General features: G+C 31.0%; 2 protein-coding genes. Both read left to right on the top strand.

Going from position 1 to position 1,283, the window contains the following annotated elements:
- Positions 1-312, top strand: a 312-nt coding sequence (locus CJF42_RS26050; RefSeq protein WP_212668876.1) for a hypothetical protein, incomplete at its 5' end; no start/stop codon positions are given.
- Between the two features lie 42 nt (positions 313-354).
- Positions 355-981: a uracil-DNA glycosylase family protein gene (locus CJF42_RS26055; protein ID WP_095369379.1), complete on the top strand. Its 627-nt coding sequence runs from the start codon at positions 355-357 to the stop codon at positions 979-981.
- Positions 982-1,283 lie beyond the last annotated feature (302 nt).

Here is a 1,283-nt window from a genome sequence, read left to right on the forward strand (position 1 = left end):
CCACGGGTTATTGAGGTGTTACTCAAATTGAAATATGTAGAAGAATTATCAAGCAATAATAAGGTGGTTTTAGCAGATATACATGGTTTAATTGTTAATGAAAACGAAAAAGTCTTTGCAATACGAGACTTAAATCATATGTTTAAAACCTTATCTATTCAGGTTAATGATAATAAGCAAAGTATTGCAAAAAATAATGATTATTTTCATTCTTTATATTCCAATATTATAAGTGTTCTCTTAGTTTTACTTACATCTGCAATTGCAATAAAGGTAGTTATTTTCAAAAGTAAGAGTCAGGGGAAAAAATAAAAAACTCTATAGGCTCATTAGCTCAAATAAGGATTTTCAGCCGTGGCCTACCTAGAACAGTTTAAAGTGGATGATATATCTCTTGAGAACAGTCAGTTCACTTTTATTCTCGAATCACCGCATACACATGAAATTGATGCTGGTTTTCCTGCTGCTGGTGAAACAGGGGTGTGGATGAGTAAAGTTTTGTTTAATAAAGATGTCTCATTAGGAAAGTTAATTAAGATAAATAGTAAAAGTACTCCAAGGGTATCTATATTAAATTCTTCACAATTCCCTCTCCAAAAATCTTGTTATAACCCTCTAGAGTTGACGGGTGAATTTTTGAGTTTCCTTGGCATTAAAGATGAATACGATCATGATATTTACAAAGAAAAAGTAAAAGACAAGCTCAAATCAAAAGTAGGTAAGGAAGCTTTACTAAACTTCAAAAACCGTTTATTAAATAACATTGCTAGTTGTACACAGTTAAAAATCATAGTTTTCGGAGTTATTGCTCAATGTTTTTTTGAAGAAGCAACGCAAAAACAAGGTTCGCTGACAAAATATAAAGAAATAAATTGGGAAGGGAATTATTTTAGTGTTATTTACGCGTATCACCCATCTCCAAAATCTGGGCATTGGAAAAAAGAAAAAAATAAGGCGCATTTAAGATCTATGATTGAGTAATCAATTATAAAAAAGCATATGCTTTTCAATTTTTCAAGTCAGGTTTTGTCCTTTGAGCTCAGATTTTAGTTACTGGGGTATCTGATAAACTGAATAATTTCACAAACCTTAGTTTTTAACTTTTAAGTGTAAAAGAAACAACTCTTTTGTTCTTGTTTGCACAGCTTAGTTTTAGCCAGAAGTAAAGGGTAATTTATCAGCTGTTAAGAAAATTAATCATGAAAAAATATAGTTGGTTTTTGCTCCTGCGTCGCTTATTTTAACCAACTATATTTAGCCTGTTATTTTGTCTATCACAGTCC

Source organism: Pseudoalteromonas sp. NBT06-2 (assembly GCF_002276045.1).
GTDB lineage: Bacteria > Pseudomonadota > Gammaproteobacteria > Enterobacterales > Alteromonadaceae > Pseudoalteromonas.